Below are 25,061 nucleotides of genomic sequence, written 5' to 3'. Positions count from 1 at the left end.
GGAGGCCGACTTCATGCCCATCCCCTCCACCACGGCCACGGGTTCCGTGGATTCCAGCGACACCACCGAATCCACGGAGGTCGTGATCGTCGGCGCCGGACAGTCCGGCATCGCCGCGAGCGCCCATCTCACCCGCCTGGGCATCCCCCACATCGTCCTGGAGAAGGCGGACATCGCCGATCGCTGGCGCCACGGCCGCTGGGACTCCCTGGTCGCCAACGGCCCCGCCTGGCACGACCGCTTCCCCGACATGGAGATCCCCGGCGTCGGACCCGACGAGTTCGCCACCAAGGACCAGATGGCCGACTACTTCGGCGCCTTCGCGCGGAGTTTCGACGCGCCGGTCCGCACCGGCGTCGAGGTGCGCTCCGTGACGCGGCGGGAGAGCGCCCCGGGCTTCCTCGTCGAGACCAGCCATGGCACCATCGCAGCCGGCAACGTGATCGCGGCGACCGGCCCGTTCCAGGTCCCCGTCGCGCCGCGGATCATCGGTGAGGACCTGGTGCCGCACCAGATCCACTCCGCGGCGTACCGCAACCCGGAGCAGCTTCCCGAGGGCGGAGTGCTCGTGGTCGGCGCCGGCTCCTCGGGTGCTCAGATTGCCGAGGAGCTCCGTGCGAGCGGCCGCCAGGTGCACCTGTCCGTCGGCCCGCACGACAGGCCGCCGCGCAGCTACCGCGACCGCGACTTCGTCTGGTGGCTCGGCGTGCTGGGCAAGTGGGACGCCACCGCACCGGACTCCGACCACGTCACGATCGCCGTCAGCGGCGCCCGCGGCGGTCACACCGTCGACTTCCGGGCGCTCGCCGCCGCGGGCATCACCCTGGTGGGACGCACCGAGGCCTCGCAGGACGGCACGATCCGCTTCGCCGACGACCTCCATCGCAATATCACCGCGGGTGACGCCAACCTCCTGGAGCTCCTGGAGGAGGCCGACGCCTACGTCGAGGCGAACGGGCTGGACCTTCCTGAGGAGCCAGAGGCGCACCGCCTGGGTCCCCTGCCCGCATGCGTCACCGACCCCGTGCGCTCCGTCGATCCGCGCGAGGCCGGCATCACCTCGATCATCTGGGCGACCGGATACGCGCAGGACTTCACGTGGCTGCGGGTCGACGCCTTCGACACCACCGGCCGCCCCGCTCATCTGCGCGGAGTCTCCACGGAAGCAGGCATCTACTTCCTGGGGCTGCCGTGGCTGTCGCGCCGCGGGTCCAGCTTCATCTGGGGCACCTGGCACGACGCGATGCACGTCGCCGACCACATCGCCACCCGGCGCCAGTACGCGCAGTACGCGCCGGCCGCGCACGCCCCCTCGGCCGGGCCGGCCGGATCAGCCGGATCGCCGACGACGTCTTCCGCGTCCGCCCAGACAGAATCGCCCTCGTCGCCCGAGCCGACCCCGTCGGCCCCGTCGCCCTCGTCGGCCTCGTCCGACCCCGCTCAGCATCTTCTGGAGGAGATCACCCGATGACCACGCACACGCGCATCCGCCCCTTCAACACGAAGGACACCTACCCCGAGCAGAACCTCGACAACGACCTGTGCCAGGCCGTCGTCGCCGGCGGCGTCGTCTACCTGCGCGGCCAGATCGGGCAGGACCTCGACACCCGCGAGTCCGTGGGCATCGGCGACGTCGAGGCCCAGGCGGAGAAGGCCATGGCCAACATCGACATGCTGCTGCGGGAGTCGGGCAGCCGCCTCGCCGACGTCGTGAAGGTGACCGTGTACCTCACCGACATCCGCTTCCGGGAGACCGTGTACCGCGTGATGGGCCGCTGGCTGAAGGGGGTGCACCCCGTGTCCACCGGTCTCGTGGTGGACGCTCTTGCCCGCCCCGAATGGCTCGTCGAGATCGACGCCACCGCGGTGATCAGCGACCCGGCCGACGGTCACGAGGAGGCAGCCCGGTGACCTTCTCGATCGTCGCCCGCGACGCCCGCACCGGAGCACTGGGCATGGTGGTGAGCTCTTCGAGCCCCGCCGTCGCCTCCCGTTGCCTGCACCTGCGCTCAGGAGTCGGAGCCGTGGCCTCCCAGAACGTCACCAATCCGGCGCTCGGCAGCGCCGTCCTCGACCAGCTCGAGGCGGGCGCTCCCGCAGGCGCCGGCCTCGACGCCGTCCTCGCGACGGAGCCGCATGCCGACTATCGGCAGCTCACCGTGGTCGACGCCTCAGGTCGCACCGCCGAGCACTCCGGCCCGCACGCGCTCGGCACTCGCGCGAGCGCCCTGGGCGACCAGTGCGTCGCCGCCGGGAACCTGCTCGCCGACGAGTCCGTGATCCCCGCAATGGTCGAGGCGTTCGAGGCCAGCGTCGGCGAGGCCCTCGAGCACCGCCTGCTGGCCGCCTTCCGCGCCGCGGTGGACGCCGGGGGCGAGGCGGGTTCGATCCGCTCCGCCGGCCTCGCAGTCGTCGAGGACGTGCCCTGGCGGACCACGGACCTGCGCGTCGACGACGCGGATGACCCACTGGCGGAGATCGGCCGGCTGCTCGAGCTGTGGATGCCCCAGAAGGCGGACTACCGTGTGCGCGCCCTCGATCCCACGGCGGCCCCGTCCTACGGCGTCCCGGGAGACGAATGAAGTCGGGGACGAACCCGCCCGCAGCGGACGCGGCGTCCGCGCCCGGCGCTCCACCTGCGCTTCTGCGCTCGGTCGAGGCGGATGTGGACCGCATGCGCGAGTCACTCCTGGAGATCAGCCACGCGCTCCATGCCCACCCGGAGACCGCCTGGGATGAGCACGCCTCCGCCGAGCTGCTGACCGGCCGCCTGGAGTCCTGGGGGTTCGAGGTCACGCGGGGTGCGGCAGGCCTGCCCACAGCCTTCACCGCCGAGCACGGCACAGGATCGAGGACCATCGGCCTGGTCGCCGAGTACGACGCCCTGCCGGGGCTCGGCCATGCCTGCGGCCACAACGTCATCGCCGCCGCCGCGCTCGGCGCGGCCCACGCCCTGCAGTCCGTGGCACGCGATCTGGACCTGCGGATCCGGGTCATCGGCACCCCGGCGGAGGAGGGCGGGGGCGGCAAGATCCCGATGCTCGAGGCCGGGTGCTTCGACGGCCTCGAGGCAGCCCTGATGATCCACCCGGGACCGGCGGACGCCGTCCTCGCCAGGCCTCGCGCCGTCGCCCATTTCGACGTCGAGTACCGGGGGACGGCCTCGCACGCGGGCGCCTACCCTCACCTCGGCGTGAACGCCGCCGATGCGTTCACGGTCGCCCAGGTCGCCATCGGCCTGCTGCGCCAGCAGCTTCCCGATTCCCTCCGCGTCCATGGGGTCGTCCAGGAGGCGGGCACCGCCCCGAATGCCATCCCCGGCAGCGCCCGAGGCTCCTGGTACGTGCGCGCGGACACCCTCGAGGAGCTGGACGTCGCCTTCGAGCGCGTCCGGCGCTGTTTCGAGGCCGGGGCGCTCGCGACTGGATGCTCCTGGGAGCTGCGGGAGACCAGCCCCCGCTATGCCGAGTTCCGGAACGACCTCGGACTCGCCGAGATCTTCACTCGTCTCGCCGCCGCGCAGGGGCGGGACATGGACCTTGCGGAGGACGGACCGCGCGGCATGGCGACAGCGTCGACGGACATGGGCAACGTGTCCCAGCACGTGCGGGCGATCCATCCGTACCTCGGCATCGACTCCCTGCCCGCCGTGAACCATCAGCCCGAGTTCGCGGACGCCGCCGCCACACCCGCGGCGGACCAGGCGGTCCGAGACGGTGCGGTGCTCCTCGCACAGACCGTGGTGGAGGCGTTAGCGGGCGGGGCACGCTGACGTCGTCGATCCTCCCGTGCGACCGGCCACCCGGCGCTGCGCTCGCTGAGTTCATCCGCATGGCCCGGTACCCTCGCACGGTGGCCATTTCCCGTCGATCCAGCACCCGTCGACGCAGTGGCACCTCACGCAGGGGCGGCAGCTCTTCGCGTCGGAAGAGCTCGCGGAGCACACCGCGCGAACTCCCCTTCGTCGGCCCCGGCGAGCGCCCCTGGGTCCTCGACGTCCCCTACGGCACCCAGGTCGAGGGCGCGTCCTGGCATCCCGCAGTCCGGATGCACCTGCACGTCGGCCGAACCCTCCCTGCGCACCTGGCGCCCTACGCACCCGGCCCGCACACCCTGGGCCGATTCCTCGAGAACACCCTCAACCCCGACTCCCCCGCGCCGATCCCCGAACCCGCCGAGGACTTCGAACCCCGGCAGAACCAGTACGAAGCGGCCGACGCGATCGCCGAGCGCGCCGCGGCAGGCGGCCGGCAGTTCCTGCTGGCCGACGAGCCGGGCGTCGGCAAGACGATCTCCGCGGTGCTCGGCGCGAGCGCGGTGGGATCCCTGCGCGACGCTCAGCGCGTGCTCGTGGTAGCGGACCGCCCGGCGGCGATCACGATCGGCCACTGGTGCCGCACCATCACCGCCCTCGGCGACAGCGGCCTCGAGTGGGTCGTCATCACCTGGGACCGCCTCGAGAAGGTCGCCGACTACGACTGGGACGTGATCATCGCCGACGAGGCGCACGCCCTGCGCCGCACCACCACCAAGCGCTGGAAGCTCTGGGCGAAGATCTCGGGGCACACGAAGTCACACGATGCGGCGCCGTTCGTCATCGCGACGACCGCGACGCCCGGCCACACGCCGCTCGAGCTGCCCTATCTCGCTCCTGCCTACGCGCAGGTGCACGACGAGCCGATGAAGGAGTGGACCTCGGCGTCGAAGACCGACGCGTCCTTCGCCGATGCGCTCGAACGCCACGGGATCGCCCTGGAGCGCGGGCGCTACGGCGCCACCTGGACGACGGACCCTGCACGCCGAGCCGAGGATCTTGCGCGGGTGCGCACCTGGCTCGAGGACGCGCAGCCGCCCGCCATGCTGCACCGCGCCGCGCCCTGGGGACCTGTGCCGATCTCGGGAATGCCGGTGGCGCTCACGCAGGCCGAGCGCTCCGCGTACGAGGCCGAATGGGGCGAGTTCTGCCGCGAGATGGACCTCGCCCGGCGCGGACGCAACACCGCGAAGGGCCGCGCGGCCCTGCTGAGGTTCCGCCAGAAGGCCGGCCTGATCCGCGTCGACTCCACGGTCGCCTGGATCGCCCAGCAGGTCGAGGCGGAGCGGCAGGTGGCATGCTCCGTCGAGTTCGTGGGCACCGCGGCAGACCCGATCACCGAGCGTCTGCAGGATGCGGGCCTGGAGGTCGCGACGATCTTCGGACGGGATCGGTTCGACGTCGAGGCCGAGCGCCTGCGGTTCCAGAGGGGCGAGGCGAAGGTCTGCGTGTTCACCTCGGTCGCCTCGATCAGCCTCCACGCCGGAGAGTCCCTGCCCGATGGTCGGCAGGCCAGCACGGAGCCGCGCGTCGGCGTCTTCCACCAGGCCCGCTTCTCGGGCATCGCCGGCCGGCAGGTCACCGGCCGCACCCACCGCGACCACCAGGTCTCCCCCTGGCACATCGCCTATGCGCAGGACACCGTCGAGGAGCAGGTCAGCAAGGTGATGGTGGAGCGCAACGCCGCGGCGTCGGACACCGTGGGCGGCGATACCGAGCAGCTGGCCGACGTCGCCCAGCTGCTCGGGGCGGATTGGCTGCCTGCGGGGAGTCTGACGGAGCGTGCGGACTAACCCGAGCGGCAGGCGAACTCTGACCACTAAGTGCCGGCCGAGGTCAGTTGCAGGCGCTGTGCCCGCGGACCACATCAGTCGGTTTCAGTGCGACACTCGGAGCCCCTGGGGCAGGAAAAGCCGAGTCAGCGCCCCAATCTCGGAGACGAGCGCCTCGCGGTATTCGCGCCATGACGGGCAATTCCCCTTTCGAGGCGACCGTGCCTTACGCTTCAGACCTGCTCCCACGCTTGCATATCGCCCCCGTCACATCCTCACCGGACGCGTTCAGGAGTTCACACAGCACATGACAGGAACAGATCGAACCGGCCACCTCACTTTGGGCACCATCCTGGCCGCCGCCAGCACGCAGGTGGACGACGTGCTCGCCGTCCGCCACACCTTCACTCCAAGCGGGCTATCAGGCACCGACGATCTGACGCCGGACAAGGTCCTCGCCTATACCCGCCGTCAACAGCCTAGAAACAAGGTCGGCATGACGCCGCCTCCGTTGTGGCTGGTGTTCATAGCGGATGGACGCCGTCGCTCACGTTTCCTCACCGCCTACGAGAATCATGGGCCCGTTTCCGCCGAGGCGACGAAGGAGCATCGCTACTTCGATCTCCGCCCTTCTGACCTGCTCAACACGCTGCGACAGCGCCTCGTGGTGACGTGGTCGGGTGACACCATCAACTGGGCCAAGAAGGGAGCTACGGCGGCACACTTCCCAGTCGTGGAAATTTCCGATCCTGCTCCCGTGCCATTCCCCGGATTCGACCGCGTGATCATTACCTTCAGTGAACTGCAGGAGATGGTTGAAAGCTCTCGATACCGAGAATGGCAGCACGCACTCAGCGCTGTGCAGGGGATATACCTCATCACCGACCGGTTGACGGGCAAGCACTACGTCGGCAAGGCGGACGGCACCGAACGGATTCTCGGTAGGTGGCGCCGGTACGCCCAGACATGCCATGGGGACAACATCGGGCTTCGAGAGCTGCTGGCAGGAGATATCGAACGCGCCGCATCGTTCCAGTTCAGCATCCTTCGTGTCTTCGGTCCAGACACTCCGAAGTCGGATGTCGACCTCTCGGAGGCGCACTTCAAGGACGCTCTCATGTCGCGCAGCTTCGGGCTGAACCGGAACTGAGCATCACTGGGCGACGAGCTGTACACGGTGCTCGGTGACGAGTCGGCACTGAAGACTCGACGTACCGAAACGGCACGAGTGTGGGCACCGGCCTCGCTCCAGCTCTGTCCCCCTCCCTCACTATCCTTTCCCCAGGGGAACAAGGGGAGCCATGAACGACATCGAGAAGACGCCGCCCACGGCGATCCGGTCCGCGGAGAAGACGCGACGACGTGCCGCCGACGCGGGTGCGGCCGCGCAGTCACGCCTCGCGACGACCACCCGCGCAGCGCGCTCACGGCTGGTCGAGGCGGCCAGCACGACGAGTGCTCACGTGAAGACCGCGGCCGGCACCGCCCAATCCACCGCCTCCGACGCATTGAAGAGGCTTCCGCTCTCCCGCGATCGCGCACGTCGAGCGGAGATCACGCCGTCGGAGCTGTCTGCCGAGGTGAAGCTGAGCCTCTGTCGGGAACTCGTGGCCCTCGCGCGGGCCGACGGCGCGCTGCACCCCAGTGAGATCTCTGCGCTGTACCTGCTGCTCACCACGATGGATCTGGCGCCCGAGGCACGGACCGAGCTTCGCGGGCTCATCGCCGCTGCCCAGCACTCGCCCGTCGGCACCCCGCCTCGCGACGACGTCCTCGACGCCGGGCACGCCCCCGGAGCCTTCCTCGACGACATCGCCGACGGGCATCGAGAGGCCGTCGCCACTGCTGTCGTCCACCAGATGGTGCGTCTTGCGCTCTCCGACGGAGCCGTCAGCGACACCGAGCGCGCGATGATCGACGAGGTCGCCTCGAGGATCTTCGATGAGCGGGGGCCGCACCTGGTGGCGTCCATCGAGCGTCTCGTCGAGAAGGAATCCGAGTTCCTGGCCGGGCGCATCACCACCAGCCAGTTCGAGACGGCGACGAAGGACATCGCCGCGAAGGCCGCCGCCTTCGGCACGCCGATCGCGGCCATCTCTCTCGCCGGCAGCGTGACCGGACTCGGCGCAGCTGGGATCACGTCGGGCCTGGCAGCACTCGGGTTCGGCGGCGTCCTGGGTCTGAGTTCGATGATGACCGGGATCGGCACCGTCGTGATCCTCGGCGTGCTCGTCCACCAGGGCACCCGGTACGTGCTCGGCACGAACGAGCGCAGCCGCGACACTCGGCGCGAACATCTCATGCAGCAGGTGATCGGTCAGCACCAGCGAGCGATCGCCGACCTCACCGACGACATCGGCGTCCTCGCCCGTCGGATGGAGCAGCAGCTCGCGCGCACCACGGCCAACGAGCAGAGCCTGGCCGATCTCCGCAGCGACCTCGAGGCCTTCCAGATGGCGCTCGCGGACCTCCAGGCCAGCAAGACGGCCGTCGAGGAGCAGGCGGCCGGCGCATGACACCCCGTCCCCTCGCCGGCGCGTCCACTGCGGTCGCCTACCAGGACGTGACGCTCGGCCGGCTGCGCGGACTGTTCGATCAGATCGACGTCGATCTCGAGGACGTCCTTCTCCGGGAGGAGAGCGTGGCGCGCTCCCTGCGCGAGACGTCCTCCGAGATGGATGCCGTGCGCGCACGGCTCGCGGCCCTCGGGATCCAGGTGCAGGGCGAGCGACGAGCAGACCTGCCCACCGGCCCCGATCCCACCGAACCGTCCGCCCCGCGCTACCCGGTGCCGGAGACGATCCGCGAGACGGATGTCGAGCAGCTCTCCCGACGGGCCGAAGCGCACCTCGAACGTCTCGGCATCGACCTCACCCGAGACCCTCTGCAGCAGGTCCTCCCGGACTCCCGGATCGCTTCCTCCCTGGAAACCTTCTCCCGCGAGCACGGGGACGTCTCCTGGCGCAGCAGCGACTGGGGCGTCGTCCTCGCCGCGGGCGCGATCGCCACGCTCCTGGACATCGTGCTCGTGCGGATCCCACGCGATACCCGCTTTCTGGGCCGGAGCCGATCGGGCTCACCGCTCACCGGCTGGCTCCAGGACAAGCAACGGGCCGCGTCGATCCATGCACGGTTCCTGCGCCGGTTCGAAGCCACGGCGAAGGTCCCGTACGACGCGGCGACGAACGCCGCCACCGGCGGGCTGGTGGACGGGATGCGGCCTGCGACGCACCGACTGCAGAGCTTCGGGCATGACCCCCTGCTCGGTTTCCTCTGCGGCGTCGCGGACATCATGCACGGCTCGGGCACGTACGTCGACAAGGCGGGGACAGTCGTGCAGGTGGCCACCGGCAGCGACCCGGTCGATCTCATCTCTGCGCTCCTGATGCAGATCCGGCATCTGCTCTCGGACGTGTACACCCCCGCGGGATTGCCCGCTCCCCTGTTCTCCCTGCTTCAGCTCGGCACCGTCGCGTCGCCTTTCGCGCTCGGCCCGTCCGGGGTGAAGGTGCCCTGGACCGACGTCGCGAGGTTCATGTACACGCACGGCTACGACCTGCGGCACTGCTTCTCGATGGGCGTCGTCCCCGGCACTGTCGAGTTGATCATCCACGCCTACTGGCTGCTCGACGGCTTCGCCCGAGGGATCGACCCGGCCCAGCGCAAGCGCGAGACGCTCAAACTGCGCTCCATGCTGCTGATGGGCCACTCCCTCGCAACGTCGGGCACACTGCTCAAGACCGGCGTGCTGTTCGGCATGAACCCGTTGGCCCTGAACTACTCGCAGATCCTCGCCATGGGGCCGACGACTCTCGCGTGGCTGCGCGAGTCCTCGGCTCGCGACCGCCGAATCGCGCGCGGGCTCGAGGAGACATGGGCGCAACTGGCGAGCGGTCTCTGAACCTCCGCCGATTCGCGCGGATCTCCTGCTCTGCAGATGGCGGGCTCTGTGTCTCCCGAGACTCGTGCTCTCCGCTTTCTATCCGCCGTCTCCGCAGCGGTCGACGCCCCCTGCGTCCGTCCCGAGCCTGACGATCGACGTGACAGGAGCGACCTGCGTCACCCCTCGCCCACCGCGACGCCCAACGCCTCCGCGTGCCCGCTGGTCACCCGTGCGAGGTCGATGTCCCGCGAGGTGATGCCGCCGACGTCGTGGCTGGACAGCGTCACCGTGACCTCCGGATACGTCAGCACGATGTCCGGGTGGTGGTTCGCCTCCTCCGCCGACGCGCCGATGCGGTCGACGAGGGCGAGACCGGTGGCGAAGTCGCCCGTGGCGAAGCGGGCGGTGAGCTGCTCGCCGTCGAGCGTCCACCCCTCCGGGGCGGCCTCGCTGATCTCCGATGCGGTCAGGGTCTTCTTCGGATCGGCCATGTGTCCATCGTGCGCCTCCGGATCCACGAGGGCCACCCCTCCGGCCGGTCCATGTGCCCGCACCTGGTCGAGCGCATCGCAGCTGCCTCGGACACCGTGGGCGGAGGCACCGAGCAATCGGCCGACGTCGCGCGACTGGTCGGGGCGGACGGGCTTCCGGCGGGGCGTGGCCCGGTTCTGCGCCTCGGGTACGACCGTTCTTCGCCGAGTGGTCGTCCCGTTGATCGCCGCGAGGCTCATCGTCGCGGCTGTCACGGTCTCACTGGTGGCGGGGGTGATCGGCACGCGCAGCAAGCAGTCGAAGGTCTGACCCCACGCTCCGCCTCGTCAGTCGAAGATGCTCAGCACCCGGAACGGCAGTTTGATCAGCCACCAGATCCCGCGGCCCACCCAGGCGATCGCGGACCAGGGCACCAGGAACAGGTCCCAGATGCTGTAGGGGCTGGTGCGCGAGGCGCGCCGCGCGCGCTCCTGCATCTCCGGGTCCTCCGGTCCGGGCACGCCCGACGCGTACTGCGAACCGTCCGGCGCCGTGGGCTGCGAGCCGTACTGGGCCTGTCCGTTCCTCGAGGCGTCCGCCGCCCCGTTCCCGAGCCCGCTCATCGCGCGGGCCCTCCCCGTTGCGCGAGCTTGTCCTTGAACCCCTGGAAGGCGCCCTTGATCCCGGTGGGCTCGTCCTCGTCCTCGGACGGCAGCTCCACGTGGTCGACGATCGCGCGCATGGTGGCGACGTCGATGCTGGGCATCCCTCCCCCGAGCAGCACGCCGATCCTCTCGCCGACCAGCACCTCGAGCCCGTCGGCCGCCTGCTGACCGCGGGACTCGCGGGCCGTCTCGAGGCGGTCGCGCAGCATCCGCTCGGCGGCGGCCGATGCGGGGACCGGCTCCGGATGGCCGGCGACGGAGATGAGTTCCACGGGTGCGTCCTCTCGGGCTGGGGCGGCGGTGTCTGCCTCGGCGGTTTCTGCCCCGGCGGCGTCGCCGGGCGATGGCGGATGGAACGACGGTGTCGCCGGGCCCGCAGCAACGCGGCGCCCGGCGGACCGATCAGTCGGTGCCCGCCCCATTCTGCTCCGGGCGCGCCGAGGTCGGAGCCTCGTCCACGGTCTGCACTCCCATGTCGCCCGTCGGCCGCGGCTCGCTGCTCCCGCCGTTCCCCGCGGCCCCACCGGCCGCACCGGCCCCGCCGGCCTCACCGGCCCCACCGGCACGGTGCGATCCGCCCGTCCCGCTCGCGCCCTGCCCTCGCAGGGCCTCCCCGAGCGCCGCGCCCTGGGCGCGGCCTTGGGCCTCGCCGGCCACGCGGCCCTGGATGAGGTCGGGGATGCTGAGGCCCAGCGTCGCCTCGACCGTGTCGAAGACGCCGCGCAGGGCCCCGGCGGACTCGCCGGAGAACTGCTTGCCGGCGACGTCGCCGTCGTTGCCGCCGGAGCTGACCACGGTGATCTCGCCGATCTGCGCGTAGCCCTTCGCGAAGGTCTCCATGAGGGTGGGCAGCTGGTCGACGACGCGCTGGGCGAGCAGCGCCTCCTGGTTCTCGCGCAGCGCCTCGGCCTCGGCGCGCATGGCGTCGGCGCGGGCCTCACCGGCCAGTCGCTGGGACTCGGCGTCGGCCTCGGCGCGCAGCTTCACGGCGCGGGCGTCGGCCTCGGCGACCTCGGCGCGGGCCTCGGCCTGGCGGCGCTGCTCGAACGCGGCGGCCTCCGCGTCCTTCTGCCTGCGGTAGAGCTCGGCGTCCGCGACGCGCTTGACGTCGGCGTCCAGCTGCGCCTGCTTGTTCTCCGCCTGCTGCTGGAGGACCTCCTGGCGGGACTTCTCCCCCGCCAGGGCCTGGGCCTGCTCGGCCTGCGCCTGCGCGCGGCCGACCTCGGCCTGCGCATTCGCCTTGTTCGTGTCCAGCGCCTGCTGCTCGACGAGGTTCTGCTCCTCGTTGCGGATGCGCTCCTTGGCGACGGCGCGCTCGGCGTTGGTCTGGCTGATCTCGGCCGCCTGGCGCTTGTCCTCGATCTCCGGGGCGCCGAGAGACTGGATGTAGCCGACGCCGTCGGTGATCCCGCGGATCTGGAAGGAGTCGAGGATCAGGCCCTGCTCGCGCAGCTCGGGGATCACGGTCTCGGCGATCTGCTCGGAGAAGACCTTGCGGTCACGCATGAGCGAGATGACCGACTGCTGGGCGATCACGCCGCGCAGCACGCCCTCGAGCTGGTCCTGGGTGAAGGACTCGATGGCCTCGTCCTGGGAGGCGAAGCGCTCGGCCGCCCGGCGCACCAGCTCGCGGTCCGAGCCGATCTTCACGAGCGCCACGGCCTCGACGGCGAGGGTGACGTTGTCCGAGGACTGCGCCTCCGCGCGCATGTTCACCTGGCGCTGGCGCAGCGAGATGACCTCGTGGCGCTGGGTGATCGGGTTGACGATCGCCTTGCCGTTGACGACCACCGTGGTCGCGGACGTGGAGCCGTCCTCGTTCTTCTGGCTCTTGCCGGAGATGACCAGCGCCTCGTCGGCCCGCGCGACCTTGATCCATCCGCGGACCAGGAAGAACGCGATCACCGCGATGACGAGGAGGGCGACGACGACCACGGCGATGAAGCCTGCGATCCCGATGCCGAGGAATGTGCTTCCCATGGGAGTTCCTTCTGGGGAGGGGACAGTAGGGCAAGGATCCCATGGATCCGTGCCGACGGACGGGGCCGAGAGCACCTGTGGATGGGCAGAAGTCCCCATGGACCGGCGGTGTCGGGAGCCGTAGGTTGACGTCGGCACGGGCAGATCAGGAAGCGGCGCTGCGAGGGGACGATGTCGGGATTCTCGGGAGCGGACACCCAACCGCTCCGCGCGTTCAGCTCGGCGTCGGATGCGCAGCCGCCTCGCCCGGGAGCACGACCTGGTCGGGTCATCCTCCGCCCAGCACTCGGAAGGGTCCGTGACGTGAGACGACGAGCTCTTCTCCCCCTGCTCCCCCTCGCGGTCGGCACGATGCTGCTGGCCGCCTGCGGGAACTCCGACCCCGAGGAGACCGAGATGGATGCCGAGACCGTGCTCGACGCTGCGGGCCTCAGCGCCCCGGATCTGGAGGCCTCCGTGGCCGACGCTCCACTGAAGGGCGACGAGGCGTGGAGCAGGGTCGTCACCTTCTCCGGCCCCGCCGACGTGATCGACGCATGGGTGGCGGACAACTTCCCCGACGGCATCGAGTCCCGCGCCTTCAAGGACGACATGGCTGCGGCGACCGAGCGCCTGGGGGATGGCACGCAGAAGAAGGGCGACCGCATCGCCGAGGGCGTCGAGGGGTCGGCGGCGTTCGTCGTCGTGGTCGGGCAGGAGGACGAGCCCGTCGTGCATGTGGCGGTGCGGCAGACGGGGCGCTGACCGTGTCGACGGCTGGACAGGCGCAGGCGTCCCCCGCGTCCCCTGATGTACTCGCTCGGATGGATCTTCACCCCCGCACCGCGGCCGACGCGCCGGCGCTCACCACGTTCCTGCGCGAGGTCGATCTGACCCTGAGCGGCCTGGATGCGCCGACGGTCCGGCTGTGGACTCAGCGCGATGAGGACGGCGCGATCGTCGCGAGCACGGGCTTCGAGATCAGCGCCGACGGCCGCCACGCGCTCATCCGCAGCGTCGCCGTGAGCCCCACGCACCGCTCGCGCGGCCGCGGCACCGCGCTCGCGCGCTTCGCCCTGGAGCGCGCGGCGCAGGAGGGCGCGCGGACCGCCTGGCTGTTCAGCCGCCGGTCGGGACCGTTCTGGCAGGGCCTGGGGTTCGCCCCCGCGCGCTGCGAGGACCTCGCCGCGGCCCTCGCGGAGACCCATCAGGTGCGGCTCTTCCGGGAGACGGGCCAGCTGGAGCGGGAGGTCGCCTGGTCGCGTCCGCTGACCGCGGCCTGACGCGTCCGGCCGCGGGCCTATACGATCGATCGGTCCCCACCGCTCCCAGCGTCGGCAGCGATGATCCGCCCCGTTCCGCTGGAGATGCCGTGACCCCGCCCTCCCCGTCGAGCCAGACCCCGTCGCCCCAGAACCCGCCGACCGGAACCCTGTCACCCGCCCCGCTCGCGCCCGAGCGTCTGCGCCTGGTCATCCTCGCGATGGCCCTCGGAGCCTTCGCGATCGGCACCACCGAGTTCGCCTCGATGGGACTGCTGCCGCAGATCGCGCGCTCGGTCGAGGTGAGCGTCCCGCAGGCCGGCATGCTCATCACTCTGTACGCGCTGGGCGTGGTGATCGGCGCGCCCGTGGTGACGATCGCCGCCGCGAGGATGCCGCGCGCCCGGCTGCTCGTGCTGCTCATCGCGCTGATCGGCGCGGGGAACCTGATCTCTGCGATCGCCCCGACGTTCTCGATCCTCGCGGTCGCGCGCTTCATCGCCGGACTCCCCCACGGCGCCTTCTTCGGCGTCGCCGCGCTCGTCGCCTCCCGTCTCTCCCCTCCCGGCCGGCGCGCCCGCTCGGTCTCCAAGGTCATGCTGGGCCTGACGATCGCGACCATGCTCGGGGTGCCCGCCTCGACGGCGCTCGGCCAGAGCGTCGGCTGGCGCGCCGCCTACTGGATCGTCGTGGTCCTGGCGCTCGCGAGCACGCTCGCGATCTGGCGCCTCGTGCCCGAGCCCGAGGGGTCCGGCACGACCGGTTCGATGCTCGGCGAGCTGCGGGCGCTGCGGCGCGCGCAGGTGTGGCTGGGCCTGGGCATCGGCGCGATCGGCTTCGGCGGCATGTTCGCCGTCTACAGCTACATCGGTGAGATCGTGCCCGGCGTGCTGGGGCTCCCCGAGCGCGCCGTGCCCGTGGCGCTGTTCGTCTTCGGCGTCGGCATGACCGTGGGCAACATCGTCGCCGGGCGCCTCACCGACCGCTCGATCTACGGCACGATCCTCCTGGGCCTGGTGGGCATGGCGGCGAGCTTCGCGGTGTTCGCGCTCGTCGCGCACTGGGCCGTCGCGGGCATGATCATGCTCTTCGTGATCGCGGTGACGTCCCAGCTCATGGGCCCGTCCCTGCAGCTGTTCCTGCTCGACGCCTCGCCCGATGCGCCCTCGCTCGCGGCCTCCCTGCACCACTCGGCGCTGAACATCGGCAACTCCCTCGGCGCGGCGCTCGGGGCCGCGGTACTCGCCGCCGGCTGGGGCCTGCTCGCCCCTGCGTGGACGGGCATGCTGCTCGCCGTGCTGGGGCTCGGGATCGTGGGGATCTCGTACGGGGTGCATCGCCGCGCGTCGAGTACGGCGGCCGACGCGCTCTAGCATCCGCGCGAGCATCTGCGCAGCATCCGCGCGGGCGTCCACGTGCCGTGCCCGGCGCTTGACAACAAGTCAAACGTAGGCAAAGAGTGGGTCAACGACAGTGCATGATGCACGGGGTCGGACATCCTGACTCTTCCCTCCCCGGGGCATCTCGCCACCGCGAAGGAAGGTCTGATCCAGCATGACCCGCACTCGGAAGCTCGCCATCGTCGCCACCGTCGGCCTCGCCGGAGCGCTCAGCGCCCCCGCCGCGCTCGCCGCGCCGACCACCGCCGACCCCACCCAGGGCTCGGAGACCACCCAGAGCGAGCAGAGCACCACCAGCCCCGTCGCCTACGCGGACCGCACGGTTCGGGAGTTCGGCGCCGGCGACGACATCGACCTGCAGCGCGACACGACCAGCAGCGCGCGCGCCGACCTCGTCGACCACGCCACCGCCGCCAAGCACTGGAAGCGCCTGGACGCCGAGGGCGCCGCGGGGCACGTCTACGTCACGTACGCGAACACCGAGACCGACGCGCAGATGACCATCGGCGTGAAGACCTCGACGAACATGCACGGCGACCACCTGGTGGACCAGGTGCGCTGACGCCGGCGTCGTCACGGCGCAGGATCTTGCCGTGCAGGATCCCACCGGCGCAGGGCCCTGCACCGCAGGGCGAGGGCGCGGGACCACCGAGTGGTCCCGCGCCCTTCCTCATTCGCAGCCGACGCCGTCGCCGTCGCGATCCAGCTTCCGCGAGTAGCCCGGCTCGCCCGCATAGATCGGATCCTTGCCGGCGGCCCGCACCGCGTCGCAGTTCTTGTAATACGTGCTCCCCGAGCCCGACGAGCTCGAGGACGTCTTCGACGAGCCCGACGAGGACTTCGACGACGTCGAGGACGAAGGCTTCTTCGACGACGACTTCTTCGAGGACGAGGGCTTCTTCGAGCTCGACGACTCCTTCGACGAGGAGCCGGAGCTCTTCGAGGACGTCGCGGGCTTCTTCGTCGGCGCCGGTGCCTCCCGGGCGTTGTCGCCCTCCCAGCGGTCGGGGGTGGCGACGGCCCCGGCGAACGCCGGCGTGTCCTCGCACCCCTCGAGCACCGCGCGCATCGCGTCCTTTTCGGCGGGCTTGACCCACAGGTCGTACTCCGCCTTCACGGCGATCTGCCGGGCGACGTACTCGCAGCGGTACGCCTTCCGGGGAGGCAACCAGGTGGCGGCGTCGCCGTCTCCCTTCTTCCTGTTCAGGCCGCTCTCGACGGCCACCAGGTTCAGCGGATCGTTGGCGAACGCGTGGCGGGTCTCCTCGTCCCAGCCCGAGGCGCCCGTCTGCCAGGCGTCGGAGAGCGCGACCAGGTGGTCGATGTCCAGGGAGTTGTCGTCCTGCTGGTCGAAGGCGACGTCGTCACCGCTGTAGGGCGAGGGGCTGAGCGTCCCGGAGAGCACCACGCAGCCGTCGGTGCCGTGCTTGAGCACCACGTCGGACAGGTCCCGGCGCAGCACGTCGTTGCGGGTGTCGCAGCCGTTGTGGTCGACGTCGTCGCGCCAGCCGAACAGGTCCCGGTCGTAGCCGGTCTTGGGGGCGCGCCCCTTCACCTCGAGCGTCTCCAGCATGCCGAGCGCCGTGGAGGCGTCGGGGGTCGCCGACGCGCTGGGGGACGTCGACTGCGCGGTCGTGGTGTTCGCCGCCGTCGACGCATCGGGCGTCGTGCTCGCGCTCGGCGTCTCGGTCGGGGTCGCCGACTCAGAGGCCGACGGCGCGGCCTCCTGCGACGCCTGGGCCTCGCGGTCGGCGGACTGGGCGACCACCGTGGGGTCGTCGCCCGGGGTGGTGGGCGTCGTCGGCGCGACGAACACCCCGATAACGCCGAGCGTCATGAGCAGGAGGAATGCGAGGCCGCCGCAGCCGCAGCAGGAGAGCGCGGAGATGACGCCCACCTTCTTGGTGCCGGTGAACTTGTCGGTGACCGCGCCGAGACGAGGAGCCATCAGAGTCCTTCGAGGAGAAGAGCCGAGGAGAGGAAGAGGTCGCCGCAGCACCGGCATCGGTGCTCCCGCAGCGTCGTCGATGCGGGGTGGTCCCCTCAGGCTCAGTGTCGGCGAGTCTGCTGCTCAGCGGGTAGTGCGTGCGTCACCTGGACGGTCTCGAATGGGTCACGATCCGGCGCGCGCTCGGCACGCCCAGGAAGAGGGCACCGGGCAGGCCCCGAATGAGGGTGGGGCCCGACCCGCGGGTGCCATCACACCGCTTCGGCCTCCAGCACGCAGTACGGGGGCGACAGCTCGGTCGTGGCCGTGCGGACCAGGCCGGCGGCGGCGAAGAAGCGGTCGAAGTCGGCGAGATCGTGCTCGCGCGCGCCCGGAGCGATCGCCAGCATGTTGAGGTCCATCAGCGCGGCTGTGCCCGGATCGTCGGGCGTGCCCGTGACCATGTCGACCACGACCACGCGGGCGCCGGGCCTCATGGCCTGCCGGCACTGCCGGAGAACCCGGATGCAGGCGTCGTCGCCCCAGTCGTGGAGGACGAACTTCACCAGGAACAGGTCGGCCTCGGGGACCGCCTCGAAGAAGTCGCCGGGAACTGCCCGGCATCGCTCCTGCATCCCGCGCGCCGCGATCTCCCGCTCCGCGGCGGCGGTCACGTGCGGGAGGTCGAGGACGAGGCCCTCGGTCCCCGGGTGCTCGGCCAGCATGCCCAGGACGAACGCCCCGGTGGCGCCGCCGACGTCGACGATCGTGGTGCCCGGCCCCGCCTCGATCGCGACCACGGCCTCGCGGATGGTCGGCGTGGACAGCTCGGCCATCGCGCGGCTGAACTGGTCCGCCTCCACGGGGTTCTCGGCGAGGAAGTCGAAGGTCGATCGGCCGACGGCGGAGCTCACCTGGTTCTCGCCGGTGCGCACGCACTCGGTGAAGCGGCCCCAGGCCTGCCAGTGCAGCGGTGCGTTCCAGACCAGTGCGACGTTCCGCAGGGAGTCCGGCGCGGAGGCGCGCAGACGGTCCAGCAGCGAGGTGCTGGCAAAGCAGTCGGTCTCGGGTTCGTGGCTGACGAGCCCGGGATCCACGGCGGCGCGGAGCAGCCGGAAGGTGGCGTGGGGGTCGCTCCCCGCGAGCTCGGCGATCCGGGCGGCGGTCTTCGGACCGTCGTGCAGGTGCTCGGCGATCTCGAGATGGGCCAGCGTGGCGGTGAGCTGGCTGACCCAGAACCCGGTGATCGTCGACATCATCGCCCGCTGGTCCTCGGCGGCGTATTTCTCGGTGGCAGTCATGCGTCCTCCTTGTCGAGTGACGCCATCCGAGACCGTGTGGTCGGAACAGAGTCAAGACCTCGCGCGATGCCGGTCTCCTGCGCGTCCGCCTGATGCCGCCATGGTCGCGAGACGTTCCCTCCGGCGGCGGAGTCGCCAGGATCTCGGTGACGTTCGACGGGCCGCGATGTGGACCGACCATACGGATGGTAGGTAGTCTGCTCGGATGCCGACGAGATCCGAGGTCCTGGACGCCGCGATCGCCGTGCTCGCGCAGCACGAGCCGCTCACCCTCGACGCCGTGGCCCGCGAGACCGGGCTGACCAAACCGGGGGTCGTCCATCACGTGGGCACCAAGCAGAAGCTGCTCGTCGCCGTCGTCGATCGCATCGTGGATCTCTGGGAGGCGGACCTCCAGGAGCGCCTGGAGCAGGAGGGCGCCGACGTCGACGATCCTGCCGACCGCCTCCGCGCCTACGTGTCCCACGCCCTGCGCGGGGAGTTCGCGCACAGCGACCTCGCGCTCATCGCCGATGCGCAGCTGCGGGACATGCTGTGCGAGCAGTGGTCGCGCAGGCTCGACCCGTGGTTCGGCTTCGAGCTCGAGGGGAGCCCGCGCAGCCGCGCGGCGCTGCGGGCCGCCCGACTCCTGGCCGACGGCGCCTGGTTCAACGCCTCGCTCGACATCCCCACGGTGCGGGACGACGAGCGCGAGGAGCTGTTCGCCCTGGCCATGGAGCTCGTGGACGAGGGGGCCCGCGAGTGATGGCCGAGGAGAGCGCGACCTCGGGCGCGACCTCGGATGCGACCTCGGATGCGGCCTCGGACGTCACCTCGGGCGCGACCTCGCGCGGCTGGATGTTCCTGCTCCTCGCGATCGGCACGGAGGTCACGGCGTCGCTGTCCCTCAAGGGCGCTCTCGAGCAGCCCGCCCTCTACGCCGTGGTCCTGATCGGATACCTGGGGGCGTTCATCGCCCTCGCCCTCGTGCTGCGCGAGGGCATGCCGCTCGGCGTCGCCTACGGGGTCTGGGGCGCCTCCGGCGTCGCGCTGACCGCGATGATGTCCTTGGTCCTCTTCGGTGAGCCGCTCACGGCGCCGATGATCATCGGCATCGTCCTGGTCATCGCGGGGGTGCTGTGCGTGGAGCTGGGCTCGCCGGCTCAGCCCGCGTCCGGCGTCGGCCCCGAGTCCGGCGTCGGCCTCGAGTCAGGCGTCCCCGGCGGTCAGCTCGACGGGGCGATCGGCAATACCACGCAGGATGGGGAGCGCTGATGGCCTGGATGCTGCTCGTGGGCGCGATCGTCTCCGAGGTCTTCGGGACGATGTCACTGCGTCTGGCCGTCGATCGACGCCCCTGGTACGCGGGCGTCGCGCTCGGCTACGTCTCCGCCTTCACCCTGCTCTCGCTCGCCCTCTCCCACGGCATTCCGCTCGGCGCCGCCTACGGCATCTGGGTGGCCGCCGGCGTCGCCCTCACCGCGCTGCTGGGACGCGTTGTCTTCAAGGAGCCGTTCACCTGGCTGATGGGGCTGGGTGTCGCCCTCATCATCGGCGGGGTGCTGCTGATCGAGACCGGGGCCGCGTAGGCCTCGCACGGCAGTGCGGCGGCTCGTAGTGCGGCGGCTCGGGAGTGCGGCGTCTCGGGAGTGCGGCGGCGCCGCAGTGCCGTGTCGCCGACCGGCGTATACGCGACCCCTCTGCCACCCACGGCAGAGAGGTCCGCCCACGTCCCGTCGGCGACCGACGGGGCCGCGTGATCACTCGCCGGAAGCGACTCTCCCCCACGCCCGCCCCAGCGCTCCGCGCAACTCCTCGACGACGCCCTGGCCGACCTCCTCCGCGAGCTCGCGATCGAGCTCATCGAGGATGCCGCGCGCGAGATCGCGGCGCTGCTCACCCGCCGCCGTCAGCCCGATCAGCGTGCTGCGAGGAAAGCCCGTTCCCGGCGCGCTGGTCAGGATCCCCTCGTCGACCAGCTGCATGACCGCGCGGTGCATGGTCTGGCGGGTGACGTCGGCCCGCCGCGCGAGCTCGGCGACGGTCAGCGGGGACTCCTGCCCCAGGTGCATGAGTACGATCGCGTGCGCAGGGGTGATGGGGTCGATGCCGGCGGCCGCCATGCGCTGCACGAACTCGTCGGTCAGCACGCGCAGGCCGTGCTGCAGGAGAGCGAGCAGTGGGAGCGCGTCGCCGCCCGTTGCGGATGTCTGCTGCGTCTCGCTGTGCATTGCCCTCTCGTCCTCCTGGTGGAACACTGCCAGTGTCAGCATAGCTAACACTGGAGGAGGCAGGAAGTCACATGACTGATCACGATGTCGATGTCCTCGTGGCGGGCGCCGGGCCCGTCGGCCCCATGGCGGCGGTGAACCTGGCGCGCTCGGGAGTGTCCGTGCGGCTCGTGGATGCCGCGCGCGGACCGGCCACGACGAGCCGGGCCCTCGGGGCGCACGCACGCAGTCTGGAGGTCTACGACCAGATCGGGATCCTCGGCGAGATCGCTCCTCACGGCACGCGCGTCAACGCCTTCGTCCGCCACGAGGCGGAGGGCATCAACCGTCTGGACTTCGACTTCGGTGACCTCGCCACGCGCTTCCCCTTCATGCTCAACGTCGACCAGGTGATCATCGAGCGCTCGCTGCGTGCCGCGGCCGCGATGCTCGGTGTCGAGATCGAGTGGGGCACGACCCTCGAGTCCTTCGAGCAGGACGCCGACGGCGTCACCGCCGTGCTCGGCCGCCAGCCAGATCCCGCCTCCGGGACCGACGCGGGGAGCACCGCGGAGAGCATCCCGCAGAGCACCGCGTCGGCCACGACCGAGACCGTCCGCGCCCGGTACCTGTGGGGCTGCGACGGCGGACATTCAACCGTCCGCAAGGCACTCGATCTGCCGCTGACCGGCGAGTCCGCCCACACCTGGCTGATCGCCGACGCGATCGTGCACACCGACGTCGCCCGCGACGGCGTGCACTGGATGTTCCCCGAGGGCGGCGCCCTCATGCTCTTCCCGTTCACGGAGGCCGGGGAGTGGCGACTGCTCGACACGACCGGCGAGGGCGATCCGTCGGACCCTGCGCAGATCGCCCGGCAGTTCAGCAGCAAGCTCACACAGGCGCTCGACCGCGAGACGGACGTCGAGCCGCCCAGCTGGGTCTCCCGCTTCACGATCCAGCAGCGCGCGGTGCCCGCGATGCACGTGGGCCGCTGCTTCGTCTCGGGCGATGCAGCCCACGTGCACTCCCCCGCTTCCGGACAGGGGCTGAACACCGGCGTCCAGGAGGCCTACAACCTCGCCTGGAAGCTCGCCATGGTGCTGCACGGCCAGGCGGATGCCGCCCTGCTCGACACCTACGACGCGGAGCGGGTGCCGGTGGGCCAGGCGCTGCTCGCCTCGACGAGCAGCGTGATGGCGACCGTCATGGTCGACGACCCGACGAGCGCGACGGCGGAGGCGACGGTCGACGCGGAGCGCAGGCACGAGCAGTTCGAGCGCGGCCTGATCCGCGGCATGTCCGGCCTCGCGATCGACTACTCCGGCGGCGCACTGACCCTCGCGTCGGGCGAGTCCGTCCCGACCCACGCGCCCGACGGTCCGACGGGCCCGCGCCCCGGGGAGCGCATCACGCAGGTCTGGGCCCACCAGGCGCAGTCGCCCGGCTGGACGATGCTGCGCGCGGCGCTGCGCACCCCGGCCTGGCACCTCGTCGTCCGCGAGGACGCGCGAGGCGCCGCCGATGCCGCGGGGCTTCCCGACTGGCTCGAGACGGTGACGCTCGTCGGCCGCGACGGATCCGCAGCGGACGGCCCCGCTGATCCCGGTGCACCCCACGGCGCCACAGTTCCCTCCGCACGCGGCGCTGCGCACCGCATCCCAGACGCCGATGCGCTGGTCAGGGACACCCTGGCCCTCGGCGACGACGAGTGGATCCTCGTGCGCCCCGACGGCTACCTCAGCGCTCGCGGCGTCGGCGACGAGGCGCTGCAGACGGCACTCGAGCACGTGAGGGCAGGAGGACGCCGATGAGCCCGAACGCCGCCTCCGCCCACGACGACCTGCCCTCCAACTGGGGCCGATGGGGTGAGGACGACCAGCTCGGCACCCTGAACCTCATCGACGACGCGGCACGAGCCCGCGCCGCCGCGGAGGTGCGCGACGGCACCTCGGTGAGCCTCGCGCGCCCCACCTCACCGGCGCCGCTGACCACGGGGCTCTCGCCCTTCGGCACGCCGTCGACGAGCCCCGCGCCCGTCATGCAGACGGTGAACTTCAACGGCTTCACACCCGTCGCGACCACCGACTCGCTGCTGGTCAACACGCACAACGTGGGCCTGACGCACCTCGACGCCCTCGCCCACATCCCCGTGGACGGTTGCATCTACCCGGGCGTGCCGCTCGCCGACGCCGTCACCCCCGGGGGCGTGCGCCACGGCTCGGCCGACCCGTTCACCCGCGGGATCATCACCCGCGGCGTCCTGCTCGACCTGGCACCGGAGGGCACACCGCTCACCGCCGAGGACCGGATCGGCGGCGGCGATCTCGACGCCGCGCTCGAGCGGCAGGGCGCCGAGGTCCATGCGGGCGACGCGATCGTGGTGCGCGGGAACTGGGACCTGAGCGCGTCGATGACCGCGCCCGCGCCGGGGCTCGATCTGAGCGCCGTCGCATGGCTGGACGCGCACGGCGCCGCGGTCTACGTGGGCGACATCGGGGATGCCCACCCGCCGACCCTCCCCATGCCGATGCACCAGGTCGCGCTCGGGCGCCTGGGCATGCCGCTCGTGGACGTCGCCCGGCTCGACGACCTCGCCCGCACCTGCGCCGACCTCCAGCGCTGGAGCTTCATGCTGGTCCTCGCCCCGCCGCGGATCCTCGGCACGACGGGGCTCGCGGTGAATCCGATCGCGGTGTTCTGAGCCGGGCCGGACTACCGTGGCATGCAGAGACGGCCCCACCGCTCCGCGCGGTCGCCGCATGCCGCACGATCCCCCAGGAGGCCCCATGCCCTGCACCACGCTCCTCGTCGGCCGGAAGGCCAGCGCCGACGGCTCGCCGATCGTCGCCCGCACCGAGGATTCCTCGAACGGGTCCTTCGATCCCAAGCGCGTGGTCGTGGTGCGCCCGGAGGATCAGCCGCGCACGTACACGAGCGTCCTCAGCCGTCGGACCATCGACCTGCCCGACGATCCGCTGCGGTACACGTCCGTCCCCAACGCCCTGCCCGACGAGGGCATCTGGGGCTGCGCGGGGATCAACGCGGCGAACGTCGCGATGAGCGCGACCGAGACCCTCACCTCCAACCCCCGGGTGCTGGGCGCGGACCCGCTCGTGGAGCTCGTCCCCGCCGTCGGCGCCGAGGGAGAGCCCGGCCACCGGCCCGAGCAGCCGGGCGGCTTCGGCGAGGAGGACTTCGTGACGCTGGTGCTGCCGTACATCCGCTCGGCCCGCGAGGGCGTCGAGCGGCTGGGGGCCCTGCTCACCGAGCACGGCACCTACGAGATGAACGGCATCGCGTTCTCCGACGCGCAGGACATCTGGTGGCTCGAGACGGTGGGCGGCCACCACTGGATCGCGCGGCGCGTGCCCGAGGACCACTACGTGACCATGCCCAATCAGCTGGGCATCGACTCCTTCGACCTCGAGGATGCCGAGGGCGCGGGCCGCGACCATCTCGCGAGCCCGGACCTGCGCGCGTTCCTCGAGACGCATCATCTGGACCTCACCCTGCGCCGCTCCGGCTCGACGGGCTTCTCCGGCGCGGGTCCGACGGGGGCCGACGCGACCGGCAGCACCTTCAACCCGCGCGAGGCCCTCGGCTCACACACCGACCACGACCACGTGTACAACACGCCCCGCGCCTGGTACATGCAGCGCACGCTGAACCCCACGAGCGAGGACTGGGACGCTCCGGACGCCCCGCACCGCCCGGACTCGGACGATCTCCCGTGGAGCCGCCGGCCCGAGCGGAAGCTGACGATCGAGGACGTCAAGGACGTGCTCAGCTCCCACTACCAGGGCACCGTCTTCGACCCCTACTCCCCGCGCGGCACCGACGCCGAGCGCCGCGCCTTCCGCCCCATCGGCATCAACCGGCACAACGCGCTCGCGATCCTGCAGATCCGCCCCGACCTGCCCGAGGCGTCCCGCGCGCTGCAGTGGATCTCCTTCGCCTCGAACCCGTTCAACACCCTCATCCCGATGTTCACGAACGTCGACGAGGCACCCGCGTACCTCGGCACGACCACGGCTGAGGTGAGCACGGACAGCTTCTACTGGTCCTCGCGCCTCATCGCCGCTCTGGCGGACGCCCACTACGCGCAGATCATCCCCACGATCGAGCGCTACCAGCTGAAGACCCTCGCGCTCGGCCACGCTGCCGTGCATGCGGCCGACGAGCAGGTCGCCGCGGGCGCGCCGAGCGCCCCGGAGGGGTCGATCCCCGCCCTGCTCACGGAGGCCAACACCACGGTCGCCGAGCAGATCCGCTCGGAGACCGATCAGCTGCTGAGCTCGGTGCTGTTCACGGCGTCGAACCTGATGACGAACCGGTTCTCGCGCTCGGACGGGTGAGACCTGGGGGCGAGAACCGGGAGGGGCGAGGAGGCGGGACCCCCTTTCGGGGCGCATAAA

At 71.3% G+C, this 25,061-nt stretch carries 25 protein-coding genes; 18 read left to right on the top strand and 7 right to left on the bottom strand.

Annotated elements, in window-relative coordinates:
- Positions 1-13 precede the first annotated feature (13 nt).
- The 8 genes from Bra3105_RS13375 (at position 14) to Bra3105_RS13340 (ending at position 9,487) form a co-directional block, all read left to right on the top strand.
- Positions 14-1,471: a flavin-containing monooxygenase gene (locus Bra3105_RS13375; RefSeq protein ID WP_228357212.1), complete on the top strand. Its 1,458-nt coding sequence runs from the start codon at positions 14-16 to the stop codon at positions 1,469-1,471.
- Positions 1,468-1,911 carry a RidA family protein gene (locus Bra3105_RS13370; RefSeq protein ID WP_228357211.1) on the top strand — a complete coding sequence of 148 codons (444 nt, stop codon included), beginning with the start codon at positions 1,468-1,470 and terminating at the stop codon, positions 1,909-1,911. Before Bra3105_RS13375 ends, Bra3105_RS13370 begins: the two co-directional genes overlap by 4 nt.
- The gene (locus Bra3105_RS13365; RefSeq protein ID WP_228357210.1) at positions 1,908-2,582 is read left to right on the top strand and encodes a DUF1028 domain-containing protein; all 675 of its coding nucleotides are present in this window, start codon (positions 1,908-1,910) and stop codon (positions 2,580-2,582) included. Before Bra3105_RS13370 ends, Bra3105_RS13365 begins: the two co-directional genes overlap by 4 nt.
- A 92-nt stretch (positions 2,583-2,674) precedes the next feature.
- Positions 2,675-3,772: a M20 family metallopeptidase gene (locus Bra3105_RS13360; protein ID WP_228357209.1), complete on the top strand. Its 1,098-nt coding sequence runs from the start codon at positions 2,675-2,677 to the stop codon at positions 3,770-3,772.
- 80 nt (positions 3,773-3,852) lie between these two features.
- Positions 3,853-5,607 carry a DEAD/DEAH box helicase gene (locus Bra3105_RS13355; protein ID WP_228357208.1) on the top strand — a complete coding sequence of 585 codons (1,755 nt, stop codon included), beginning with the start codon at positions 3,853-3,855 and terminating at the stop codon, positions 5,605-5,607.
- A 286-nt stretch (positions 5,608-5,893) separates the two neighbouring features.
- Positions 5,894-6,736, top strand: coding sequence for a GIY-YIG nuclease family protein (locus Bra3105_RS13350; protein ID WP_228357207.1), 843 nt, complete (start codon positions 5,894-5,896; stop codon positions 6,734-6,736).
- A 151-nt stretch (positions 6,737-6,887) separates the two neighbouring features.
- Positions 6,888-8,102, top strand: a complete 1,215-nt coding sequence (locus Bra3105_RS13345) for a TerB family tellurite resistance protein (protein ID WP_228357206.1) — start codon at positions 6,888-6,890, stop codon at positions 8,100-8,102.
- A complete protein-coding gene (locus Bra3105_RS13340; protein WP_228357205.1) occupies positions 8,099-9,487 on the top strand; it encodes a hypothetical protein in 1,389 nt (462 codons plus the stop codon). Before Bra3105_RS13345 ends, Bra3105_RS13340 begins: the two co-directional genes overlap by 4 nt.
- Positions 9,488-9,645: 158 nt before the next feature.
- On the opposite strand, the gene Bra3105_RS13335 is transcribed toward Bra3105_RS13340, so the two are convergent.
- The 4 genes from Bra3105_RS13335 to Bra3105_RS13320 all read right to left on the bottom strand — a co-directional run bounded on the left by Bra3105_RS13335 (position 9,646) and on the right by Bra3105_RS13320 (position 12,585).
- Positions 9,646-9,960, bottom strand: a complete 315-nt coding sequence (locus Bra3105_RS13335) for a 4a-hydroxytetrahydrobiopterin dehydratase (RefSeq protein WP_228357204.1) — start codon at positions 9,958-9,960, stop codon at positions 9,646-9,648.
- Positions 9,961-10,287: 327 nt separating this feature from the next.
- Positions 10,288-10,563 carry a hypothetical protein gene (locus Bra3105_RS13330; RefSeq protein ID WP_228357203.1) on the bottom strand — a complete coding sequence of 92 codons (276 nt, stop codon included), beginning with the start codon at positions 10,561-10,563 and terminating at the stop codon, positions 10,288-10,290.
- Complete coding sequence (locus Bra3105_RS13325) at positions 10,560-10,877, bottom strand: hypothetical protein (RefSeq protein ID WP_228357202.1); 318 nt, start codon at positions 10,875-10,877, stop codon at positions 10,560-10,562. The genes Bra3105_RS13330 and Bra3105_RS13325 overlap by 4 nt, the downstream gene beginning before the upstream one ends.
- A gap of 130 nt (positions 10,878-11,007) precedes the next feature.
- Positions 11,008-12,585, bottom strand: coding sequence for an SPFH domain-containing protein (locus Bra3105_RS13320; protein WP_228357201.1), 1,578 nt, complete (start codon positions 12,583-12,585; stop codon positions 11,008-11,010).
- A gap of 303 nt (positions 12,586-12,888) precedes the next feature.
- Here Bra3105_RS13320 and Bra3105_RS13315 point away from each other — a divergent pair, with 303 nt between their 5' ends.
- The 4 genes from Bra3105_RS13315 (at position 12,889) to Bra3105_RS13300 (ending at position 15,788) form a co-directional block, all read left to right on the top strand.
- Positions 12,889-13,329, top strand: a complete 441-nt coding sequence (locus Bra3105_RS13315; protein WP_228357200.1) for a hypothetical protein — start codon at positions 12,889-12,891, stop codon at positions 13,327-13,329.
- A gap of 59 nt (positions 13,330-13,388) precedes the next feature.
- Positions 13,389-13,847 (top strand): GNAT family N-acetyltransferase, encoded by a 459-nt coding sequence (locus Bra3105_RS13310; RefSeq protein ID WP_228357199.1) that lies wholly within the window; start codon positions 13,389-13,391, stop codon positions 13,845-13,847.
- Between the two features lie 89 nt (positions 13,848-13,936).
- Positions 13,937-15,199, top strand: a complete 1,263-nt coding sequence (locus Bra3105_RS13305; protein WP_228357198.1) for an MFS transporter — start codon at positions 13,937-13,939, stop codon at positions 15,197-15,199.
- A 181-nt stretch (positions 15,200-15,380) separates the two neighbouring features.
- On the top strand, positions 15,381-15,788 hold the full coding sequence (locus Bra3105_RS13300; protein ID WP_228357197.1) for a hypothetical protein: 408 nt from the start codon (positions 15,381-15,383) through the stop codon (positions 15,786-15,788).
- A gap of 108 nt (positions 15,789-15,896) precedes the next feature.
- On the opposite strand, the gene Bra3105_RS13295 is transcribed toward Bra3105_RS13300, so the two are convergent.
- Together Bra3105_RS13295 and Bra3105_RS13290 are read right to left on the bottom strand one after the other, a co-directional pair.
- On the bottom strand, positions 15,897-17,174 hold the full coding sequence (locus Bra3105_RS13295) for a GmrSD restriction endonuclease domain-containing protein (protein WP_228357196.1): 1,278 nt from the start codon (positions 17,172-17,174) through the stop codon (positions 15,897-15,899).
- A gap of 251 nt (positions 17,175-17,425) precedes the next feature.
- Positions 17,426-18,454 (bottom strand): acetylserotonin O-methyltransferase, encoded by a 1,029-nt coding sequence (locus tag Bra3105_RS13290; protein ID WP_228357195.1) that lies wholly within the window; start codon positions 18,452-18,454, stop codon positions 17,426-17,428.
- A gap of 205 nt (positions 18,455-18,659) precedes the next feature.
- Between Bra3105_RS13290 and Bra3105_RS13285 the strand changes: the two genes are divergently transcribed.
- From Bra3105_RS13285 to Bra3105_RS13275, 3 genes are read left to right on the top strand one after another with little or no spacing between them, the layout of a single operon-like run.
- Complete coding sequence (locus Bra3105_RS13285; RefSeq protein ID WP_200502212.1) at positions 18,660-19,199, top strand: TetR/AcrR family transcriptional regulator; 540 nt, start codon at positions 18,660-18,662, stop codon at positions 19,197-19,199.
- Positions 19,199-19,708, top strand: a complete 510-nt coding sequence (locus Bra3105_RS13280) for a DMT family transporter (protein ID WP_323188823.1) — start codon at positions 19,199-19,201, stop codon at positions 19,706-19,708. Before Bra3105_RS13285 ends, Bra3105_RS13280 begins: the two co-directional genes overlap by 1 nt.
- Positions 19,708-20,022, top strand: a complete 315-nt coding sequence (locus Bra3105_RS13275; RefSeq protein ID WP_228357194.1) for a DMT family transporter — start codon at positions 19,708-19,710, stop codon at positions 20,020-20,022. The genes Bra3105_RS13280 and Bra3105_RS13275 overlap by 1 nt, the downstream gene beginning before the upstream one ends.
- 171 nt (positions 20,023-20,193) lie before the next feature.
- Here the strand turns inward: Bra3105_RS13275 and Bra3105_RS13270 are convergent, their stop codons facing one another.
- Positions 20,194-20,706: a MarR family winged helix-turn-helix transcriptional regulator gene (locus Bra3105_RS13270; protein ID WP_228357193.1), complete on the bottom strand. Its 513-nt coding sequence runs from the start codon at positions 20,704-20,706 to the stop codon at positions 20,194-20,196.
- A gap of 29 nt (positions 20,707-20,735) precedes the next feature.
- Between Bra3105_RS13270 and Bra3105_RS13265 the strand changes: the two genes are divergently transcribed.
- From Bra3105_RS13265 to Bra3105_RS13255, 3 genes are all read left to right on the top strand, one after another.
- The gene (locus Bra3105_RS13265; protein WP_228357192.1) at positions 20,736-22,457 is read left to right on the top strand and encodes an FAD-dependent monooxygenase; all 1,722 of its coding nucleotides are present in this window, start codon (positions 20,736-20,738) and stop codon (positions 22,455-22,457) included.
- Positions 22,454-23,347 carry a cyclase family protein gene (locus Bra3105_RS13260; RefSeq protein ID WP_228357191.1) on the top strand — a complete coding sequence of 298 codons (894 nt, stop codon included), beginning with the start codon at positions 22,454-22,456 and terminating at the stop codon, positions 23,345-23,347. The genes Bra3105_RS13265 and Bra3105_RS13260 overlap by 4 nt, the downstream gene beginning before the upstream one ends.
- A gap of 85 nt (positions 23,348-23,432) precedes the next feature.
- Positions 23,433-25,001: a C69 family dipeptidase gene (locus Bra3105_RS13255; RefSeq protein WP_228357190.1), complete on the top strand. Its 1,569-nt coding sequence runs from the start codon at positions 23,433-23,435 to the stop codon at positions 24,999-25,001.
- The last annotated feature ends 60 nt before the right edge of the window (positions 25,002-25,061 follow it).

The organism is Brachybacterium halotolerans subsp. kimchii, from assembly GCF_020792675.1.
Taxonomy (GTDB): Bacteria; Actinomycetota; Actinomycetes; order Actinomycetales; family Dermabacteraceae; genus Brachybacterium; species Brachybacterium halotolerans.
This window is presented reverse-complemented; position numbering and strand designations above follow the sequence as displayed.

Coding starts and splice junctions, on each gene's coding strand:
- Bra3105_RS13375 (WP_228357212.1), top strand. CDS start 14: ATGCCCATCCCCTCCACCACGGCCACGGGTTCCGTGGATTCCAGCGAC.
- Bra3105_RS13370 (WP_228357211.1), top strand. CDS start 1,468: ATGACCACGCACACGCGCATCCGCCCCTTCAACACGAAGGACACCTAC.
- Bra3105_RS13360 (WP_228357209.1), top strand. CDS start 2,675: ATGCGCGAGTCACTCCTGGAGATCAGCCACGCGCTCCATGCCCACCCG.
- Bra3105_RS13350 (WP_228357207.1), top strand. CDS start 5,894: ATGACAGGAACAGATCGAACCGGCCACCTCACTTTGGGCACCATCCTG.
- Bra3105_RS13345 (WP_228357206.1), top strand. CDS start 6,888: ATGAACGACATCGAGAAGACGCCGCCCACGGCGATCCGGTCCGCGGAG.
- Bra3105_RS13340 (WP_228357205.1), top strand. CDS start 8,099: ATGACACCCCGTCCCCTCGCCGGCGCGTCCACTGCGGTCGCCTACCAG.
- Bra3105_RS13335 (WP_228357204.1), bottom strand. CDS start 9,960: ATGGCCGATCCGAAGAAGACCCTGACCGCATCGGAGATCAGCGAGGCC.
- Bra3105_RS13330 (WP_228357203.1), bottom strand. CDS start 10,563: ATGAGCGGGCTCGGGAACGGGGCGGCGGACGCCTCGAGGAACGGACAG.
- Bra3105_RS13320 (WP_228357201.1), bottom strand. CDS start 12,585: ATGGGAAGCACATTCCTCGGCATCGGGATCGCAGGCTTCATCGCCGTG.
- Bra3105_RS13310 (WP_228357199.1), top strand. CDS start 13,389: ATGGATCTTCACCCCCGCACCGCGGCCGACGCGCCGGCGCTCACCACG.
- Bra3105_RS13300 (WP_228357197.1), top strand. CDS start 15,381: ATGACCCGCACTCGGAAGCTCGCCATCGTCGCCACCGTCGGCCTCGCC.
- Bra3105_RS13295 (WP_228357196.1), bottom strand. CDS start 17,174: ATGGCTCCTCGTCTCGGCGCGGTCACCGACAAGTTCACCGGCACCAAG.
- Bra3105_RS13290 (WP_228357195.1), bottom strand. CDS start 18,454: ATGACTGCCACCGAGAAATACGCCGCCGAGGACCAGCGGGCGATGATG.
- Bra3105_RS13285 (WP_200502212.1), top strand. CDS start 18,660: ATGCCGACGAGATCCGAGGTCCTGGACGCCGCGATCGCCGTGCTCGCG.
- Bra3105_RS13280 (WP_323188823.1), top strand. CDS start 19,199: ATGGCCGAGGAGAGCGCGACCTCGGGCGCGACCTCGGATGCGACCTCG.
- Bra3105_RS13275 (WP_228357194.1), top strand. CDS start 19,708: ATGGCCTGGATGCTGCTCGTGGGCGCGATCGTCTCCGAGGTCTTCGGG.
- Bra3105_RS13270 (WP_228357193.1), bottom strand. CDS start 20,706: ATGCTGACACTGGCAGTGTTCCACCAGGAGGACGAGAGGGCAATGCAC.
- Bra3105_RS13265 (WP_228357192.1), top strand. CDS start 20,736: ATGACTGATCACGATGTCGATGTCCTCGTGGCGGGCGCCGGGCCCGTC.
- Bra3105_RS13260 (WP_228357191.1), top strand. CDS start 22,454: ATGAGCCCGAACGCCGCCTCCGCCCACGACGACCTGCCCTCCAACTGG.
- Bra3105_RS13255 (WP_228357190.1), top strand. CDS start 23,433: ATGCCCTGCACCACGCTCCTCGTCGGCCGGAAGGCCAGCGCCGACGGC.